Genomic DNA, 19,794 nt, shown 5'->3' with positions numbered 1-19,794 from the left:
TTCATCTGGCATCACTGCACATTAGTGGCATTCTAGGCCATCGCCTAACCTTACGTGTCCACTAAACGGGTGAAGTCCACTATCAGCTTTTTCTGCTTGTTATAACGCAGTTTTCACGTAAATAACCGTGCTGTCCAACTCGCCAGAAACTAAACGACGTCCATTATCTAATTTAGCTTCAAGTTGATAGCCACAACGCTCAGCAACCGCTCGACTCTTAACGTTAGAGCCCGCCATTTTAATTTCAACCCTTTGCGCCTTGTTATCGATAAAAGCAAAGCGTTCAACAATCTTCACCGCTTCACTTATATAGCCTTTACCGACCATTGCGGTACTAAGCCAGTAGCCAATTTCAAAATATGGCACATCAGGGTCTCGAACAATAAAGCCCACAGCACCAATTAAAGCCCCTGATCTTTTTTCAAAAACATTAAACCAGAAGTCATCAGAAAAGTTGTCGTAATTTTTGGCGGCAAATTCAATATTATCTTTCAGTTTATTCAGCGTCAGAGATTCAGATACCCAAGGAAGAAACTCAGCTAATTCTGCTTCGCTTTCTTGAATAATAGCCCACATCGAATCTGCATATTCTAATGATGGCGGAGTGAGTTTTAATCGCTTACTTTCCATATAACAGACTACTCCTCCAAAACATAAAATACTGGCTGGGCAGTTATCCGACCAAATACTTCATTATTTGTGTTCTAACCACTCCGAGCGTAACACGCCGTATTTGACTGAGTCATAATACTCACCTCGGTAGTATCGTACTTTTCTCAACCTAGCTTCTTGTTGAGAACGTACATGGCATTAATCAACTTTAGCAAGTAACTTTGCTAATGTTGATTTACCTAAGGCTGGAAACCCTGAGAAAATATATAAATGTCACCTTGATACTTTTGTATGGCATTTTGCTAATACTGACGTATTTCTTGATCCTGTTGACCTCTTGTTTGGGTCATAAAATGTGTCAATAATTTCAAATCCGGCCTTGCGCATCATCCCTGCAGAAGCCGCATTTTCCTCATGCCTTTCAACGAAAACGGTACTCGCATTCCGACTACAGGCGATAAGGACACACTCTTGAAGCAACTTACAACCCAAGCCTTTTCCGCTATGATTTTTACTAACAACAACTTCCTTAATGTAAGCGATATCAGAAAAATCTGTGTATTTTGCAAGTTTGGCTGGGAATGCGTCACTATGAATGACAACGGCAAACCCTATGATCTCCCCCTCTTCCACTTCAGCTAAAACAACCGATGCCCTCCCTTCATCAATCAAGGCGAATTGAGTTGATATGCTGTCTTCGGTAATGTAGTTCCAGTCGTTCGCCCCATCTCTTAGCAGGAGGGACCTCATATTTGAATAATCAATATCGTACAACTTTCGACAATGTATTTTCATTTCATATTTACTCTTTGCACATAACGTCAGGTTAAGTAATAAGTAACGTTACCACCTAGCCCAAACCTTTACACCGTAAACACTAAAGCTGATTCAAACTGAAAACCCCACGCGTTAGTATCACTTTTAGTCGTTTGTTAACTGCTCTTTTTCGCAATAACTAAACCATGGTTACTGCTACCCAGCAATGATGGTTCTGAGCACGTTGAAAGATGATACTTGAACCATGCTTGATACTGCTGCTCATCGAGTTGATTGACTTCCTGACCAATAAAACGAACATACCCATCGGTTGCGATATGACTTTCGACACTAAAGCCTGACTGAATTGCTAACTCTTCAATTTCTGAAGGCTTAGCAAAGTAACCCGTTCTAAAAAATGGATCTACATTAGATGATCTGACTAAGCCACTTTCATTTAATTCACTTAGCACTTCAGGAGAAACTAAACTACAGGACATTTTTGCTAGCAAACCCGCAACAAAGAAACGGCTGATATACGCAATGGCAACCACACCATTGGGTTTTAATATGCGACTTGCTTCTTTTAATACCGCTTCTCTGTCTGATTGCGATTGTATGTGATAAAGCGGTCCTAAAATTAAAACGACATCTTGAGTGCCGCTTTCAATAAAGCTTACGTTAGTTGCATTTGCTTCGTAAACAGCCAAGTCTAAATGTTGACTCTTAGCGTTGCCATTGAGTTGATCTACTAATTCAGGAACTAACTCTACTGCCGTCACATTCATACCTTGCTGAGCATAGTGCAGTGAATAACGACCAGTCGCGGCACCAAGCTCAGTTAAGTGACTTACTGACGTAATATAAGGCCCCAATACACTTAGTGTTGTATCAAACTCAATACGCGTTATATTTTGAGATAGAAGACGCTTATCTTCGTCAAATTTTGCGTAGTAATCCCTGTATTCTTCTTGCACGACTTCCTCCTTTGCAATTAATGTACATTAAGAAACTGAATTTATTATTTAAATTATTTTTCACCCAACTTAGTTACACTACCAGATACAACGACAGTACCCAACCCAGATGCATTATCAGCTGTCGACGATAAAAGTGGGTATCAGGTTCGCTAAAACTGTTATAACTAAATACAGATAAATTTGTTTAACACGAAAGCAGTTGAATGTGCCAAGACAACTTGTAGCTTGCCCTCTTTATTCAACCACACTCTAGGAAAACACCAAACGTCCATCTGACTATTATGAATTTTAGATATCGAGCTATATGACTGTACCCAGAATTTTTTTAGATCATTTTGACTATTTGGGTTTTTGTTTAATAAATTCAGAGTCTCTAAAGCATACTGTTTCTTAAAATTCGACCAGGTATAACTACCACTCGGTACGCCTTGGATTAAATCATCCTCAGAAAAAACAAGAAAGGCGCCCTTGGAACATCCTTCTTAATGTACGCTAAGTCTAAACCAACCAAGCACCCCAACTATCAACAAAATAGCAAAATGTAACGTCACCTTGCTTGATGTCATATTTTTACAATAAATAGTTAGTTACTTGTTCTTTATTTCGCTTTAAATATTCAATATCAGCGATATAAGCCAAATGATGTCCATCTCTGATATTCGCTATAAATGCTTTATTACCTTTGGCCGCTTCGTTATGCATAAAATCAACTAAGGCTTGTACCCTCGACACCATGGTGTCTACTAATTGAATACGATCTTTATATGATAGGCCATAAGAATCACAGAATTGCTTTGCACGAATGGATTGCTCTGTTACATCACCTAACGAATCATATGGATTCGTTTTAAAAGGCGCCCAACAATAAATAGCATAAGCCACGTCCCAAATCCTTGGTGCAGGATGAGCCGTATCGAAGTCAAAAACACCAACAACTGTATCTTCCTTTAATGCCACGTTGTATGGAGCATAATCACCATGACAGATGACTTCTTGCGGCTCTCTTGTAGGTAAACGCCACCTTAAATCTTTACATTGTTCACTTTGAACAAAGGATACTGTTGCATCATGATACTGACTTAAAAGTACGGCAGCAGAACACAATGCTTCAGTCGTCGAGATAGCACCAACTAGAGGGTAATTGTAAACATCACCCCACACATAAGATAAAACCTCATTCCCATTATCATCGAAACCAAATGATTTTGGCACACCATTAAGGCCCTCACTTTCGAGATGAGACAGCAATTTATGGATTGAAACAGACCAAAAACCACTTGGTCGATACACTTTATCTTCCGAGCGAAAAATGAGCCCTTCACGCCCACCTTGAAGTTCTTCCATCATAGTCCCTTATTATGAAGTCGTTCCAAATACTCACTACTATCAATTTTTTGCGGCCAACTGCACCGCACTCAAAAAGACCAGCGAAACCACATAAGTTAAAACCAAAACCGCCGAGTGTAATGTATCACCTTGATGGCACTGCAAGTTCACAATTTCAATGGGTTAATAAAAACACTTATTAAAGCGACACCAACACTAAATGCATTGGCTATTAGAAACCAAAAAAATGTTTTACTTTTATACTTGAAAGGTAATTTAAATAACTTTTGATAAACTCCTCCTTCAATAGCAGCATTTATCATGCACGCGATTATGAATGTAGCGCTCCATGTAATTGGATTAAATGTCCCCATATTAAATAATTCATTGAAGATAGAACCTGGAAATATTTCCCAAGCAATACCCGATAGAGGGATTAAAATAATGCCTGCCACAGCAGATACAAAATTAGCACAAAATGTGGCAATGAAAGCCTTTATCGCAGGCAAATTAAATAATTTCAGCACAAAAATAGATTCAATAACTAACCCAGCAGATATTGCCCACCATGAGAATAATCGAGCTTCCAAATATACTGCAGGCCAAACCATATTGGCATACGCAGAAAAAGAAATAATTAAAAGTAGACAAGCAATTAATTTTTTCACTAAGCCTCCCTGTAAACTTATCGCCTTACTAAACGGTGCTTACGACTACCTTAAGCAAGCATACGTAACTGCAAACCAAAAATGCCACACGTTAGCTGTCTGATTGAGCAATTTTTTATGTACGCTCTAATTGATAACGAAGGACATTACGTTGCTCATCTTCGCAATAGAAAGTGCTTAGGTACTCACCACCACATTTTTCTATCACTCTACTCGATGCGGTATTGTCTTCGTCACAAGTAATAATAACTCGATGCTCAATGATATTATTTACTATCCACCTAAGCATCTTTGTCGCAACGCCGCAGCCCCTAGCTCGCGCTAAAGTGTCATGACCTATATGACCAATAACATTTTCAATATACTCGTTTGTGCCATGACGGAATCTAATTGAACCACATATAATACCTGACTCAATATAGAAATAAGTCGATATAGGAGCCCAACCAGCAGGTAATTCTTTGCCCTCAGAATAAGCTATTCGCTTTTTTAAATAAGCATAACTATCGAGCTTTGCCTCATCATAGAGCTCTAAACCTTCTTGTACACAGTCTTCTGCATAGTTTTTGAACAGCTCTGCATGCCCAATATCTGCTTTCGTAATTTCCATATTACCTCTAAGCACATAGCGCCTTGCCATAAGGTTCGCCCCTCTGAACTTCAAACCAAAAATACCGAGTGTAATACCTCACACTTGATGGCCTTTTACAGCCCTATGCCAAAAATTGACTGCCGACCATACACAACTAAAGTGTCGCCATCATTCAGTGACTCATACGCTTTCTGATTCACGTTACATATACGTTGGGTAAACAATAGCGGGGTATCAACTTTTATTGCACCTTTGCACCGACCGGATGTACTAGAGTAACTAACCGTTGGTTTATAAGCTATAAATTCAGCCCTTCCCTTATCATTAGCTATTACGATGTGAATTAAAGATGGAAAACCGTAGATTAAGCTGAAGTAAAACAAGAAAAATGCAACTAAAGGAGGAGATACAATTTCCGGAAGGTTCAGGCTTTTATATTCTTTAGAGTTACGTTTTTTATTATTAACGTTAGCTCTGTGTAACTGGTAATAGATAAAAAGTGAAAATATCACAACTGCTACGCCTACTACTATCTGAGCACAGAAAGCATAAGAGTTACTGGGTACAAATTTCGTTATCATTCCTAAAGCACTAAAAGCAGTTAGAACAAGCAGAGTTCTAATGATCCACCTGTGAAGCCTCGCTATTTGGTTGTTTGATGACATATCCTTACCTTTACCTAAAGCCAGCCATAGGAGCCCCCCGCCGAACTCACCAAGCCAACTGAACTTCAAACCAAAACTACCGAAGTCCACACCACACTTGATGGCCTTGTTAGACACGTTGCAGTGCAGACCTCATTTAATTACTTTTACTACGATACCAAGTAGCAAAGATGATATATATGGAAAAAAACAAAAACCTGAAAAAACTAGATTCATCCACCAACCCGTTTTCTTTCTAGACTTTTCGGGTATTAAATCAAAATATCCTTCACCTTCTTTATACCCATTGTTTTTCAAGCACACGTATCGCCAAATGAAAAATCCAAGCAAAAAACCAACACCAATAAAAACATAATAATACTTAATGACAAGATTGACCTGAAATGCTGTTAAGTAGTTAAATATCCCAAAAATAAAAACTCCCCCCATAGAGATCAGGTAGATTGCACCAAGAAAATGGGAACCATTAAGCGGTCTGTGTAAACCTCCAGTGTATTGATACCAATAAATGACCCTAATAATCTTCTTTGTTTCTTTGATTACATTCATAAGACCCACATTGAATGAATATTTTCCTAACGCCTACAACTAGGTGTACCACGTTGAACCAACCAAGCACGCCGAACTCAAAACCAAAATTTCCGAGTGTATGCATCACCTTGATTTTTTTGTTAAATGGGGCCGAATGTGACCAAATGGTTATTTTTAATTTAGATACTCAAGTCACTAAATACTGGTTCCACTTTTTTCTAGCCTGAGCACTATTGAGTGCTTACTGACGCTGATCTAATTTTACTTTCACAAAAGTATATACTGGCCAGAGAACTGTTCTAATAATTAACAATCGGGATAAAATCAGATCCACTAACGCCTTAACTGAGTCGGAAGAACTATTAGTGGGTTCCCATAGAAGAACATAACTCGAATAATTCAAAAGATACAGAGTTAAAATCATGTAAAAGAACAAGTTAGTAAACTTATCCTTAGAAAAAATCACAACAAAACTTAAAAAAACCATACAGAAAGAAAACACGAATTGAATCATATTTTTCTGTTCAAACTCATTAATCTCTAATTGCTGAGACAGAACTAAATATGCGACTACACTTATCGCAATAACATCCATTATTAGAATAACTGCAACATCAACAATACGTAATTTACTCATAAATGTTGAATTATGGTTACTTTGACTTAGAGGATCAATAGTTTTTCTTTTCTTAAATGCCAATACAAATAGAGCAAAAGGCCCCAAAATAACTCCATTTATAGCCCATATTTTTAAATTTAAATTTTTCCCTGACGCCCATGAAACACAAAGTAACCCACTTAATATTGAAAGTGGAACAATAAACATTAAACCAAACTCAAACTGTGTCATATGTACCTCATTTAACACATGCAATAAGGTGTGCCTCACAGAACTAACAAAGCACACTAAACTCCATACCAAAACCGCCGAGCATCACCTTAATTGCTTTGATACTTATTGAGCCTTCTCCGACAACATGCCCCAAAGGAGTATGCTGAAAGGCGACTAAACCAAACAAACGGAGAAGACTCATATCTAATTTTATACGAAGCCCCCCCTTATTACTGCGGGATAGATCTCCATGATCTGTTATTTATATATCTGTATCATCAACCATGATGGTGAAATATGTATCCATCAAGAGATTAAAGCCTCACGAACATTTAATGAGAATTCTTGAACCCTATATCGGGAATATTATTGTCGGCGTTGAATGTATGCATTGCTGGTATTGGTAGCCGACTGGTGCGAAGACAATGCGGTCGACTTTATTCTCGGACATGCTTTGTACATGAAAGTAATTCACGGCGGTAAAGCTAAAACCGACTAAATTGATTCCTTTAAAATAGCTAAACTACTTCGTGGGGGTACATTCCCTGTCGCCTATCATTACCCTAAATCAATGCGTGCTACACGTGACTTATTACGTCGCCGAATGAAAATTCGGCGTCATGATGCAATGCTCAAAGCGAACGTTTGCACCCGCACTGAGCCTGAAATCAACTGGAACGAATGTCGTAACCATCACTCTTTGAATAGTGCCAGATGTGGGTTAACCGATAAATGTCTAGCGCCCCTGTTTCACCGCAATGGAAGGCAACTAAACAGGCAGCAGTTGAAACTGCGTAAGAGATCCTCAATATGTGTTTGCCGCAAGCGTAACTTGAAGGCCATTCTGACTAACGAAGAGGACGCGCTTGTTAGTCTACTTTTAGTCGACCGCTAACGCGGTCGATAGGATCCACTTTGCCGCTTGACGCCCGAGGGCTCATATGTGTCATGTGCGTTCTTATGATATTAACTCTTAAGCCTATGTTTTCGATGCCAGGAAAGATACTTAATTTGTGGTTTATTAACTGTAATTATTTCTTTGCCAGTGAGCCCATAAGCCTTCATTTCACATTTGGATAAGCCATTAATAATTATATTACCATCATCATTAAAGCTTATTATTCCATCCTCAAATAAGCCATCATAGTTAGGAGATAGACATAGACCGTTTGCAATATCCACTTTTTCATAGTTTTCAGAATCTGCCCAAGGCTTGATATGAGACGCTATTAAATTTCGACTAATGTTGGAATTAATAAGGCACCTGTTACCAGCAGAAGCCTTTACTTTCTTAGCATATGTACTGTGTCCAATTCTTTGTTTAGTCAGCGCACTTTTCTCATACTCTGTATAATCCTTGCTACCAGCAACCACGCTTATAGTATTAATTAGATCTTCATCACCCTGAGAGAGCACTTTTTCCCAATTCCCAGCGATATGCTGGAGCATTTCAAACCCTTCATCGTTATATTTAACGTAAGTTGAAGAGCTTTCTCGAGGTAATTTTCCATAAAGCTTCTCAAATAAACTCGTTTCTTTTAGGCTTATTGCGACTCGAGTTCTACCACTATAGTGTTTTCCTGTACCGATAGTAATGTGCTTGGCTACTGGGTGAGTGATGTGAATTTCTGCAGTGGTAACAGCATCAGTTGACCAACAGCGTATATACTTTACCTCTAAACAATCTACTAGCTGCTTAATTCGGTCAAAAATGGGATAACCCGTAACCTCTAAGAAGTCTTCTACCGAAAGTTTTTTTGAAAACTGCTCCATTACTGTTCCTCAATATACTGATAGCACCTAACGTCTGCCACTTACGAATCCCCAAAAAATACCTTTGTAGTTCAATAAGTAGACACGCACCTTACCTTCTGATCTAATGAATTCACCATAAACACAAAAGATTGAAAGCAAGATGCGTGATATCCAAATTCTACACGAGCCGCAAGAAAATCAATGCTCTAGCATTCACAAAAAGAGACTCTAATCACTCATGGCCTCAGTGCACTTGAAGGCCATTCTGACTAGCGAAGAGGACGCGCTTGTTAGTCGACTGTCAACCGCTAACACGGTCGATAGGATCCACTTTGCCGCTTGAGGCCCGAAGGCTCATATGTATTGAATGCTTAATGTTCTGAGATCAGTGACCAACGTTGCTGATTATCAACGCTTAAAACCAGTAAGCGCATATTAAAGTAACTACCATTTGATACATGATCACGAATTACAACAATCAAATCCTCAATTTCATCATTATTGAGGTCTCCTCTACCAATAATACCAACCTCTTGAAATCCGCCAATGTGATAATACGTAAAGCTTGACTCAGAGTTTTTTTTGAAACTCGTAATAGGTGTAACATCAGACCAATACTTTAACTCTGGGTTTTGATTACTTCGTTTCGACTCTGCTGATGAAGTTATAAAAGATAATGGCTTCGGCCAAAAGTCAGGCGAACTTTCTTTTAATATAGGAATAGGTAAATAGCTTAACTTCGATGGTTTTGCACTTAACATTAACCTTGATGCTTCACACATAACCTTTAGCTCAAGATAAGCATTCATCTCATATGGTTTTACTGTTAGTGCTTCAGGAGATGAGCCTATAAAATATTCATCACAAGAAGATAAACTTAACTCATGCCCGCCATTTGTCCTAACTACTATTTCAGAATACCAAGGTTCTTTTATTAACGTCGATAATTCATCTACATTAATTAACTCCACATTGGAAGATAAAAGCTCAGGTAAAGTTAGGCCATCAGCCAATGATACAGGTATTTTTTCAATTGCATTACACGCACTAATTGAAAGCATGGCTATGAACGATATTGGCAAAATAAAAAAACAACATGATTTATTGCTCATTTTTCACCTTCTTTTTTTTAGCTTCTTCTCTTTTTTTCTTGTCTGCTGCCGCCTTCAAAATTAAATTTTTTACATATTTATTTCTTTCAGCTGAAACAGGCGGTTTTCTATTGGATTCATTAGCCGCTGTTTCCCAATCCTGTGATTTTATTGCTTTTTTAAAGTTAGGCCACTTAGAATTCAAATCAGTCATGCCAACATTAAAAATGATATCAAAAAGAGCTAACCTAACTTCAGTTGGATATGTTGCAAAACTAGGAAAAATAATTTTCAGCTCATTCTCAAAACTATCTATATGCTTGTTAGTTAAAGTATCAATTTCCGTATTTAGAAGTTTTAAGCTAACAAACCTCTTATAGTAGCTAGAAACTCTATTTTTTAACTGTTTTTTTACAGATTCAAAATCACTTTTTATCTCGTCTTCAGTCGCTGATAATCCATTTGTTTTTTTGAAATTGATTTTTTGTGCACTAGCAAGATCTTTAATTAAATGTCCAACACCTACTGTTACATAACCTTTCGAATCAAGGTACATATGATTAACCTTGCCCTCATAATTTTCCAGTTTTGCCTTTAGTGCTGCCTTTTCAGTTGCAGTAACCATATATCCTCTAACTTTATAACCATCCACTATGTCTGATTATAGTTAGTCTTGATATATCATCATGTTATGGTCAATATTCTTCCGACACAGATCGAATTTTTTGCCATTTAACGACTTGTTAAGGTGTGAGTAAAGCAATACCGATGCCGCCGCATAACACCTTAAACACTAAACTCAACGCATAGAAAAAATGCCACGCGTTGCGAATTACTCTTAAACAGTTTGTATATACCAATTCCGTCCACGCGCAATAGACCTTTGATCTAACGCATTGTTCTTAATGTGCAAATACGATTATAACTTGCTATACACTTTATATGATAGGAGTTTGCTATGCCTTGTAATCAAACACATATCCGCCGTTTAGATGAATCTGTTCTCACGAACCTTAGTAACCACCAAATGCACGACAATGGACGCCATAAATGTTGCCAATGTGCATACAACTCCGGTTATGAGCAAGGGCGACAGTTAAGAAACTCGATCCACTTAAATATCGACGAATTGGGCGATAGCCAAGCAAGAGCCGATGGGCGACATAAGAGTGTTCACCAAGCATTCGCTCTTGGGTATTCTGATGGTATTCGAGATTTCATCGCATCGGATCAATAGCAATTTAAGGGGGGGATTCCCCCTTTTGGTAGCCGCGTTAAGTGGTGAGCAACGTACCACCAAACTCAATAAAACCACCTTAAACACCACGCTACAATTTGCAACCAAAAATACCCAGCGTTGGTCGTATTAATGGCATATGTGTTAGGCTAGTTTAGTCAAAGAGTTCACTATTTCTAAATTCGTTGCAAATGTGTGTCTTAATCTGTTGAGAATTGCCCCATAGTGACTCGACAGGAAACTGCTTACCAAAAACGGAAATGACCAATTGATCGTCAAAACTTTCTGCCACATTCTCTTCGGCTACAATCACTGCTGCGCACATGCCTGTGATATAACCTATTGGGAGATTCCATTTATCTGAACCGATCTGTATCGAACCATTCAAGTTAAACTCTAGCCTCGGGTCGAGCTCACCTTCATGTGCAATTGAAGTTCTACCAAACTTATAAAGTGCATCTGTAATGCTAATACCATCACATACAATATTGGATAAACAGTTACCTGTGGCAATGGTTGAGATTAGTTTTTCTTCATCTTCTAGGAATGCTTTGATTCTTTTACCTACACCATCTTTTGGTCTTCGTCGTTTTGCCGTTTGATCTATTGCCGGAAATAAATTAACGAGAGCCCCCTCAAAATCATCAGTTTGCAAATGCTTGATAGATTGCAACACTCTCCTGCTTACCCCTGTTGGTTTCTTATTTTTCTGCATACATTCTCCGAATATGTAGATTAGCCTAACCACATCCACGCCACCACTGCACCAATCTACCGCAGCGAGTATCACCTCCGCATGGCATAAACGATTCGCATACGTAACCCCCTCACTCAGCCTATCTATGATTGTTCTAACTAAGCACTCATTATATGAGAGCGGTATTATATCAACATGTTTATTATCAAACTCGGTTTTTGTATGGTTATTTGGACAAATCAACAGTAAAAAAGAAAAGCTAGGCACTGGAGTGATAGCTTTTCTTTTTAGGATTTAGGCAGGGAATAAGTTCGGGAGGTTGAGCTTCAAGGTTTCGAGGTTTCGAGGTTTCGAGGTTTCGAGCGTATTACACCGTGGCCTGAACCTTAATCGTCATGGTGATCTGCATGCTCTGCTTTGGTGCCAATATTGTTAGGCTTTCACGGTGACTAGCCGTATCTAATGGTGTTATAGCCAACGACGCTAATTCTGCGTGGGCATTTACCGCTTGGCTTTGTGGTTCTAAACACAGAAAACCCGCTTGCCCTTCAGGTTTATACACTTGCAAGTAATGGCACGGGCTGGTGAGCGTGACGAGTAACCCATTATTGTGGTTCAAGGTGGCTGTTACCCCCGATTTATCCATCCGATAACCATTGTTTATCCATGCGTTGGGGATAGGTTTGGCTTGTTCAAAATCGAATACTGTGGGAATAGCCGTTGTATAGTCGCTTGGCAGATAAGTCGCATCTTCCCGCCATACGCCAAGCGCAGAGAACTGCACCTGTGTATCGGGTAAGCAATGAAAGAAGGGATGAAAACCCGCCCCGAACGGAAAGGCTTCCTCGCTAAGGTTGGTCACTGTCATGGTGACAATCAGGCTGTCTTGTTCTAGCTGAAAACGCTGCTTGGCTTGGTAGTGACACACACCTTTAATGTCTGACGTCATCACTAATTCAAGCCATAACTCTTGCGGGTTCTGCCGACACAGTTGCCAATGGGTTAACCAGCCATCACCGTGTAAAAAGAAATCGGGATCCACTTGTGAATTAATCGGCAATGTTACTTGGCGTCCCTGCCATTCAAAGTTGTTACCTCGAATGCGGTTCACCATGGGCACCATAGGGAACATGCTGGCTTCCCCCGCGCTGTGCTCACTCAGTTTTGTTCGTGGCCGCAGAATATTGAAAGCATGTTCTTCGCCTTGATTGCAGACATATTCGCATCCATTGTTATACGTGTATTGGAAGGCATCAATAACCCCACCCCGCTCATTAATTACCAGTTTCAATGTGTCATTTTCGAGTGTGTGAGTTGCCATAAATTAACCCTTCTACCGTTGTGATACCGTGCTACTTGTTAATTAACTCAATAAGTAATTAGCCCGAAATCTGCTTAATAAAAGCTACTGTAAGAGGATGATGGTTCGTTGAGTGATAGCGAGGTCACAGGGATTACTAAACACTTATTACTAAAGGCTTATGAACAAACACGGATTCCTAAAGAGTGGTTAGTAATAGGGTTAATGACGCAGCCAGTAAAGCGACTTTGATTAGGTGGTGACAAACAATGATGACCAATACCTTAGGGTTCAATGGCCATAAGGGCCTTAACAACCAACAGGTGCGACAATATAACTGCCGTATCATCATGGCGTTGCTGTATAAAAACAAAGGGATGACCAAATCACAACTGGCGCAGGCAACACAATTAAGCATTCCAGCGATCACCAAGATCATTGATGCATTAATCGAGCAAGGCCGCGTTGAAAATACCGTGTCGCCACACGTTAGCAAGGGCAACTTTAAAGGCTTGTACAATGTATCGCGCCATCGCCCCGATACCATTTGCCTTAACGTGTCTCCAACCCGCATTCAGGCCATCATGGTCGATAATGAAATTACCCCCTGCTCTGCGTTCATCAATCAAGCCATTGCACCTGCTACGCCAGAGGCACTCATCGACGATATTGTTGCTGTAATTGTTGCCTGTCGCCAAGTGAACCGCACCACACCGTATCGACTATCGATTGCGGTACATGGACAAGTGGATACTCATGTTGGATCGTCAATGCGGATGCCACAAGCCCCGTGGACACAAGCCATAGAGCTTAAATACATTCTCGAACAACGCTTACATGTTGATGTGTTGGTCGATAATGATTGTGTGATGATGGCACTGGCAGAAAAGTGGTTAGGCGGCCACAGTGGGCAGGATTTCTGCGTACTGAATATCGATTACGGGATCGGCTCTTCGTTCCTGATCAACAATAATATCTACCGCGGCAAAATGTTTGGCAGTGGGCAAATCGGTCACACTAAAGTGGCAAATAACGACATTATTTGCGGTTGTGGCCGCGAAGGATGTTTAGAGACCGAAGCCAGTTCAAAAGCCTTGTGCGAGCGCTATGCTCAACACTCTGCGTTACACCGTCATAACAAGACAACTCGTAAGGATGAGAGTGCGCACTTTCCGCAAACACGAGAGATAAAGATAGAAAAAGGACAAACTCTCGCATTTGATGATTTTGTTCTGCGCTATCAACAACACGATCCTATCGCGTTAGATGTCGCGCAACGCGCTGCAACAGTACTTGGTCAAGCTTTGTATAATTTTCTGATCACTCTGAACATCAATAAAATCATTCTGTACGGTAACACTTGTGCCTTGGGTCAACCTTGGTTAAATACGATCACAGATCAAACACTCACGAATCCGTTTGAAGATAAGAATGCCCGCCGCCAAGATCAAACACTGGTGTCGTTTGGTCAGCTAAGCCAAATAGAACGTGTGATGGGCATGAGCTATTTATGGGTTGAACAGGAACTGGATAGTTTGTTTCTCGCATAAAAAAGATCACCGCTGGGGTGATCTTTTTCCGTTATGCTTGTTTCTACTGTTGTAGCAGTGGTTATCGCCGTTGCTACTGGTATCGCTTTTTACGCTTATGCGTTTACTTTTTTGCCTAGATTAGCCGATTGTGCCACCAGCTCTTTCTCTAACTCTTCTAATGAACGACCTTTGGTTTCTGGCACGTGGCGATAGATGAAAACAAAGCCACAAGCACAAATAACACCGTACAGTAAGAAAGAACCCGATGCGCCTAACCCAGCGTTAAGTAATGGGAAGGTATATGTAAGTGCGAAACACGCCACCCAGAGTGCAAGCGTACTAACCGACATGGCGGTACCACGCACTTTGTTCGGGAAGATTTCAGACAGCAAGACCCAAGTCACAGGTGCCAATGTCAGTGCGTAGATAGAAATAGCCACCAGCACCAATAACAGCACAGGCAGTCCTAACATGCCGAATGCATAAGCCGCAGACATTAAGCCGTAAATAATGGTTAGGCCAAATGAGCCAACAATCATTAATTTACGACGGCCGATTTTATCAACAAACGGAATCGCCAAAATCGTAAAGACCAGGTTGATTAAGCCCGTGGCAACAATCGATTTCAAGGTGTCGTTAATGTCAAACCCAGCGGAAGCAAAAATCTCTTGGGCGTAATTGAAGATCACGTTGATCCCACACCACTGCTGGAACGCTGCCAACACCACACCAATGATCAAAATGGGTTTTACATCTGGCTTTAACAGCGCACTAAAAGGTAGCGAACGGGTTTCGGCTGACAGTGTACTTTCAATTTCTGCCACGGTGCGGCTAGCATAGCTTTCACTACCAATGCGACGTAATGTGCCTTTGGCTTTTTCTGCCATTCCCATTTTCACTAACCAACGTGGCGATTCAGGCACCACAAACATCAAAAGTAAAAACGCGAGTGCTGGCACCAATTCGGCACCAAACATGTAGCGCCAACCCATTTGGCCGTTCCATGATTGTAAAATGTCGGCTTGTGCCGCGCCAGTTGCCACAGGCTCTGCAATCATCAAGTTAATGATTTGTGCCGCTAATACCCCAATCACTATGGTTAGCTGGTTAATCGCTACAAACTTACCGCGTTTTTCTGCAGGTGCTATTTCGGCGATATACATAGGTGATAACGCAGAGGCTAAACCTATCCCTACCCCGCCAATAATACGAAAGACAATAAAGGCATTAAAACTGTCTGCCGCTGCGGTGCCCCATGCTGAAATCACAAACAAGAGTGCCGCTAAGATCAAAGGACGTTTACGTCCGTATTTGTCAGAGACAGTACCTGCGATGAACGCCCCTGCCATGCAACCCAGTAACGCCGAACTCATTGCCCAACCCGACAACGACGCACTAGTAATATTAAAGTAGGCTTCATAAAAGGGCTTTGCCCCACCAATAACCACCCAGTCATAACCAAATAACAACCCACCGCAGGCAGCAACCAGGCTGATGAGCCAGATATTTCTCATGTTGAGTTGATCGCTTGTCTTACTCATAATCAATCCTTGTAGAGGTACACGTCTATTCAAGTTATTGTTTTATGGTCACCTCAGGCGATAGATCACCCGAGGTGACCTATCCATTACATTTGACCGTAACGGCCAAAGGCGTAGCGATGTTGCGCGACTTCTTTAAATAAGTTCGCTTTAGTATGTGCTGGCGATTGGGTTAACAATGCCTGCAAAGTGTGTTCAAACGTTAGTTGCTGATCTGTCTCGGCATCTTCTGTGCTGTACGCAATATGATTACCCTGTTCGGTTATCAACGCCAACCCCAGCAGCCCCATGGCTTTCACGAACAAGCAATGCTGTTGATGCTCGGCTTGTAAATCACCATCAAACACAATCAAGGCAGGCAGCGATACCGCGAAGAAGTCCGTCTCAACGGGTGTATCAGCTTCTACGTCAGCCCACGCCACCATATTTTCATTCAGTGAAACCGCTTTTTCAGTCTCGCCTAATTGATGCAGTGCCGCGGCTTGATAGAACAAGTAATCCGCAGGTTGATCGTTATAATAACGGCTTTGCCCTATTTCTTGTTTACCCTGTGTAGCACATTTGAAATATTGAGCAGCCTGTTGATGTTGATCTAGCTGTTGGTAGCAATAACCTAGGTAGTAATACAGATCGTTATCGGTTTGCCCAACTAAACGCCCTTCACCCAAGTTATGCGGGTAATGTAGCGCAGCTTGTAAACATGCAATTGCATCGGTATAGGCATGCTGGTTTATTAAGCCCAGAGCTGCGCGTAATTTGTTCACCACAAACTGGCCTGTGATGCGTCCTTCGCCTCCTTCCCATGGATGGAATTGTCTTGTTGCTAAACACTCAGCAGCCTGCTCTAACTGCCCTGTGATATTGCACAAGTTGAGCAGCTCTGCGGTTAAATCATCCCGTTTTTCAACCACCTCTAAGTGCGATTGTAACAGTGCTAATCGCGTTGCAGGCTCGGTCGTTACAGCTTGATGAAGGAAATCTAACTCGTACAAAATACGGGCATCGTCAGGCGAAAGTGCAAACGCACGCGACATCAACTCAATGGCTTTCTGTGGATCTTGGCATTTGTTGTATGCGTGAACCGACAAGTTACGTAATACCGGCGCATAGTCAGGATTTAGGTGTAAGACCTGTTCCCAGTGGCGTACTGCGCGAGAATAATTACGTTTGGCGTAGAAGAAGCAACCCAATAAGTACTGAGTAAAATAGTGATCAGGGAAAGCATCCAGCACCCCAATTTCCGTCAATGTATTGGGGAACAACACGTTATCTGCGAAGGTCTCTGCCGCCGTGTCTAGCCACGTCTTAACGTCAGCTTTCACATCAGATAAATAAGCTTGGTAGATACAAGTCATCGCGCCTTGGCTATCACACTGAGCTAATACGGTTTTTGCACTTTCCGTAGCCCCAATCGACAAATAGAAATTCACCAGATGGATCGCATTGGCTTCGCGCCCGTTCATTAGGTGTTTGAATAAGGCTAAATCTGCGGTTGTTTGACTGAGCTGGTATTGCTCGAAAGCCAAGCCATAGCCCAGCGGCTGAATCGTTTTTTGCGTTTTAATAAAGGCAGCCGCTTCGGTGGCGCGGTTCAGCGTGATCAGCAAGTGCGCTTTCAGAGTCGCTGCTTGGTAATGCATGCCGTTAAGCTGTAAAGCACGGCTCGCATAATCCAGCGCTTCCCCCCAACGAGATTGCTTAGTCGCAATACGAGCTGCGGCATAAAACCCAGTATCACGGCAGTTAGCACTCCACGTTGCCTTAAAGACATCGCTAAAGGCATGGTCCAAGTGGCCTAACTTCTCATTGGCACAACCTCGCAAGTAACTCGCTTTGCCGCACAGCGGGTTCTTATTAAATTGATGAGCTCGTGCCAGTGCGGCATTGGCGTAGGAAAGTGTTGCGGGGTAATCAGCCCCCTCGTACGCCAGCGATGCCATGGCCACATTGGTTTGGTAATGGTTCGGGTCACGCGTTAACGCTTCTTGGTAGTAATCAACTGGGCTTCGCGTTGCATGATGGTATTGCTGAAGGTGCTGACCGATGAAATACAAGGCTTCAACACTGTCGACGTCAGCAGGTAATGCGGGCGGCGTGGCAGGTTCTGGCGTTGGTTCGTCCGTTGCGGCGATATGTTCGCTATAAGATAACGAGCTGAAACCATCTGCAGCAGTGACTATCATGGTTAAGCGGTTAGCTGTTGTGAGTTCGCTCTGATCGACATGGTCGACACATTGACCAAAACATTGATCAAGACATTGGCCATCAAGCAAGCACTCCCCTTGGCGAGTTTCACCCGGCATCATGGTTAATGACGTTTCACACAGGGTATGCTTACCGTCTGAAATCACCATGGTGTAATCAGTAATTTCTGCAATGGCGTACACTGCCCACGCTAGTTTGCCATTTGAGCGTTCAAGTTTTATCGCCACATCGGTATTGGCGTTATGCACATTGCCAAGGTTGCTGTATGGCAAGAAGTGCTGAACAAACACCTTCTCTTCATGGCTATCGATCCATGTAAAATCGGGTTGGTTGTCGGTAAAGACACCTGTCATTAATTCAATGTAGGGGCCGTTGGTATCAGTGAGTTGACGATCCCATGCAATACCGAAATCGCAGTTACCCCAGGTCCATTGTTTTTTACCCGGTGAGACATGGTGATTGGCAACATGAAGCAAACCGCCCTGCTCGTCGTGGCTGTATGCACCGACAAAGTCGTAAGCCGATTTATCCGCCATATAAGACGTTGGTACAGGCAGGTTTTTATAGCGCGAGATATCAGTACCTGGCGAGTAATCCACCTTGTAATATTCGCCCGTTGCGATTGGAAAATTAGAAACATCGCGCTTGCCGTGATCGTATACCGCGGTCACATCAGGCGGGAAGATACTTTGATGATCATCACCACCTTTAACGGCTGGGTTCGACCACCACAAGAATTGACGGGGCGTTTCGTTACCGTTATAGACTTTACCCGTGATCTCAATCAGCGCTTTGTTTGGGTAAACCTTAAAGCCCGCCATGATTTGCAAACCGTACATGTGCTCGACTTCGCCCATCCACACGGTCACGGCGCCATCATCATGATGCTCTATGGTGAAATCAGTCGACATAAAAGTCGTCGGGCGGTGATGTTGCGGCCAGTTAAATTCGATACCACCAGAAATCCACGGGCCTAATAAGCCAACCAGTGCGGGTTTAACCACTTCGTTGTAGTACACAAAGTCACGCCCTTTTACCTTGTCATACGCGCGGTGAATGCGTCCACCAAGCTCAGGAAGTAGCATGACTTTAATGTAATCATTTTCGATATATACCGCTTGATAGCTTTGATCGACTTTTTGATCCGTAATGCTATCAATGACACCGTAAGGATAAACAGAACCCGATGAGCCTTGATAAACACGGTTCTCTAAAAACAGCGGATTGGGATCAACCTTGCCCGTTGGGTAAGTAGGAAGAACAACCTGTTCAACCCAAGCTTTTGCATTCGTACTCATGACTTATAACCACCTGTCAGCCGTTATGATTAAGTTATGAGCAGTGTAAGGAATATTTTGTTAGCAGAATGTATGAAGCAATCACGCGCTTTACTAAACAATGTTTAGTAATAAATGCGACCTATCGACAGAGTGTAGAGTGAGGCTTGGACTATGAGTGGTCTTTGTATCAACAC

At 41.7% G+C, this 19,794-nt stretch carries 19 protein-coding genes and 2 pseudogenes; 3 read left to right on the top strand and 18 right to left on the bottom strand.

What is annotated here, in order from left to right; all coding sequences use genetic code 11:
* Positions 1-99: 99 nt before the first annotated feature.
* The 11 genes and pseudogenes from OCU87_RS08300 to OCU87_RS08255 form a co-directional block, all read right to left on the bottom strand.
* On the bottom strand, positions 100-630 hold the full coding sequence (locus OCU87_RS08300) for a GNAT family N-acetyltransferase (RefSeq protein ID WP_261858258.1): 531 nt from the start codon (positions 628-630) through the stop codon (positions 100-102).
* 63 nt (positions 631-693) lie between these two features.
* A pseudogene (locus OCU87_RS08295) lies at positions 694-795 on the bottom strand (GNAT family N-acetyltransferase); the annotation flags it as partial.
* A gap of 90 nt (positions 796-885) precedes the next feature.
* Positions 886-1,407 (bottom strand): GNAT family N-acetyltransferase, encoded by a 522-nt coding sequence (locus tag OCU87_RS08290; protein WP_261858257.1) that lies wholly within the window; start codon positions 1,405-1,407, stop codon positions 886-888.
* Positions 1,408-1,544: 137 nt separating this feature from the next.
* Positions 1,545-2,345 carry a class I SAM-dependent methyltransferase gene (locus OCU87_RS08285; protein ID WP_261858256.1) on the bottom strand — a complete coding sequence of 267 codons (801 nt, stop codon included), beginning with the start codon at positions 2,343-2,345 and terminating at the stop codon, positions 1,545-1,547.
* Positions 2,346-2,512: 167 nt separating this feature from the next.
* Positions 2,513-2,782 carry a DUF6979 family protein gene (locus OCU87_RS25050; protein WP_390960808.1) on the bottom strand — a complete coding sequence of 90 codons (270 nt, stop codon included), beginning with the start codon at positions 2,780-2,782 and terminating at the stop codon, positions 2,513-2,515.
* A 136-nt stretch (positions 2,783-2,918) separates the two neighbouring features.
* Entirely contained in the window at positions 2,919-3,692 is a 774-nt protein-coding gene (locus OCU87_RS08280; protein WP_261858360.1) for an aminoglycoside phosphotransferase family protein, read from the bottom strand.
* 149 nt (positions 3,693-3,841) lie between these two features.
* Positions 3,842-4,342 (bottom strand): hypothetical protein, encoded by a 501-nt coding sequence (locus OCU87_RS08275; protein WP_261858255.1) that lies wholly within the window; start codon positions 4,340-4,342, stop codon positions 3,842-3,844.
* A gap of 115 nt (positions 4,343-4,457) precedes the next feature.
* Entirely contained in the window at positions 4,458-4,952 is a 495-nt protein-coding gene (locus OCU87_RS08270) for a GNAT family N-acetyltransferase (protein WP_261858254.1), read from the bottom strand.
* Between the two features lie 95 nt (positions 4,953-5,047).
* Positions 5,048-5,716, bottom strand: coding sequence for a hypothetical protein (locus tag OCU87_RS08265; RefSeq protein ID WP_261858253.1), 669 nt, complete (start codon positions 5,714-5,716; stop codon positions 5,048-5,050).
* A gap of 15 nt (positions 5,717-5,731) precedes the next feature.
* Positions 5,732-6,148 (bottom strand): hypothetical protein, encoded by a 417-nt coding sequence (locus tag OCU87_RS08260; protein WP_261858252.1) that lies wholly within the window; start codon positions 6,146-6,148, stop codon positions 5,732-5,734.
* A gap of 223 nt (positions 6,149-6,371) precedes the next feature.
* Positions 6,372-6,980, bottom strand: coding sequence for a hypothetical protein (locus OCU87_RS08255; RefSeq protein ID WP_261858251.1), 609 nt, complete (start codon positions 6,978-6,980; stop codon positions 6,372-6,374).
* Between the two features lie 189 nt (positions 6,981-7,169).
* Between OCU87_RS08255 and OCU87_RS08250 the strand changes: the two are divergent.
* A pseudogene (locus OCU87_RS08250) lies at positions 7,170-7,722 on the top strand (IS110 family transposase); the annotation flags it as partial.
* A 206-nt stretch (positions 7,723-7,928) separates the two neighbouring features.
* Here the strand turns inward: OCU87_RS08250 and OCU87_RS08245 are convergent.
* The 3 genes from OCU87_RS08245 to OCU87_RS08230 all read right to left on the bottom strand — a co-directional run bounded on the left by OCU87_RS08245 (position 7,929) and on the right by OCU87_RS08230 (position 10,433).
* The gene (locus OCU87_RS08245) at positions 7,929-8,735 is read right to left on the bottom strand and encodes an HNH endonuclease (RefSeq protein WP_261858250.1); all 807 of its coding nucleotides are present in this window, start codon (positions 8,733-8,735) and stop codon (positions 7,929-7,931) included.
* Between the two features lie 353 nt (positions 8,736-9,088).
* A complete protein-coding gene (locus OCU87_RS08235) occupies positions 9,089-9,829 on the bottom strand; it encodes a hypothetical protein (RefSeq protein ID WP_261858249.1) in 741 nt (246 codons plus the stop codon).
* On the bottom strand, positions 9,819-10,433 hold the full coding sequence (locus OCU87_RS08230) for a glycoside hydrolase family protein (protein WP_261858248.1): 615 nt from the start codon (positions 10,431-10,433) through the stop codon (positions 9,819-9,821). Before OCU87_RS08230 ends, OCU87_RS08235 begins: the two co-directional genes overlap by 11 nt.
* 333 nt (positions 10,434-10,766) lie before the next feature.
* Here OCU87_RS08230 and OCU87_RS08220 point away from each other — a divergent pair, with 333 nt between their 5' ends.
* On the top strand, positions 10,767-11,045 hold the full coding sequence (locus OCU87_RS08220; RefSeq protein ID WP_094958816.1) for a hypothetical protein: 279 nt from the start codon (positions 10,767-10,769) through the stop codon (positions 11,043-11,045).
* 154 nt (positions 11,046-11,199) lie between these two features.
* On the opposite strand, the gene OCU87_RS08215 is transcribed toward OCU87_RS08220, so the two are convergent.
* Both OCU87_RS08215 and OCU87_RS08210 read right to left on the bottom strand, forming a co-directional pair.
* The gene (locus tag OCU87_RS08215; protein ID WP_261858247.1) at positions 11,200-11,760 is read right to left on the bottom strand and encodes a hypothetical protein; all 561 of its coding nucleotides are present in this window, start codon (positions 11,758-11,760) and stop codon (positions 11,200-11,202) included.
* Between the two features lie 349 nt (positions 11,761-12,109).
* Positions 12,110-13,063 (bottom strand): aldose 1-epimerase, encoded by a 954-nt coding sequence (locus OCU87_RS08210; protein ID WP_261858246.1) that lies wholly within the window; start codon positions 13,061-13,063, stop codon positions 12,110-12,112.
* A gap of 248 nt (positions 13,064-13,311) precedes the next feature.
* On the opposite strand from OCU87_RS08210, the gene OCU87_RS08205 reads away from it, so the two are divergent.
* On the top strand, positions 13,312-14,592 hold the full coding sequence (locus OCU87_RS08205) for an ROK family transcriptional regulator (RefSeq protein ID WP_261858245.1): 1,281 nt from the start codon (positions 13,312-13,314) through the stop codon (positions 14,590-14,592).
* A gap of 95 nt (positions 14,593-14,687) precedes the next feature.
* Here the strand turns inward: OCU87_RS08205 and OCU87_RS08200 are convergent, their stop codons facing one another.
* The gene (locus tag OCU87_RS08200) at positions 14,688-16,115 is read right to left on the bottom strand and encodes a sugar porter family MFS transporter (RefSeq protein WP_261858244.1); all 1,428 of its coding nucleotides are present in this window, start codon (positions 16,113-16,115) and stop codon (positions 14,688-14,690) included.
* Between the two features lie 86 nt (positions 16,116-16,201).
* Positions 16,202-19,618, bottom strand: coding sequence for a DUF5107 domain-containing protein (locus tag OCU87_RS08195; RefSeq protein WP_261858243.1), 3,417 nt, complete (start codon positions 19,616-19,618; stop codon positions 16,202-16,204).
* Between the last annotated feature and the right edge of the window lie 176 nt (positions 19,619-19,794).

This window comes from Photobacterium sanguinicancri, assembly GCF_024346675.1.
Lineage (GTDB): Bacteria > Pseudomonadota > Gammaproteobacteria > Enterobacterales > Vibrionaceae > Photobacterium > Photobacterium sanguinicancri.
Note: the sequence above shows the minus strand (reverse complement) of the source record. Positions and strands in the feature narration are given on the sequence as shown.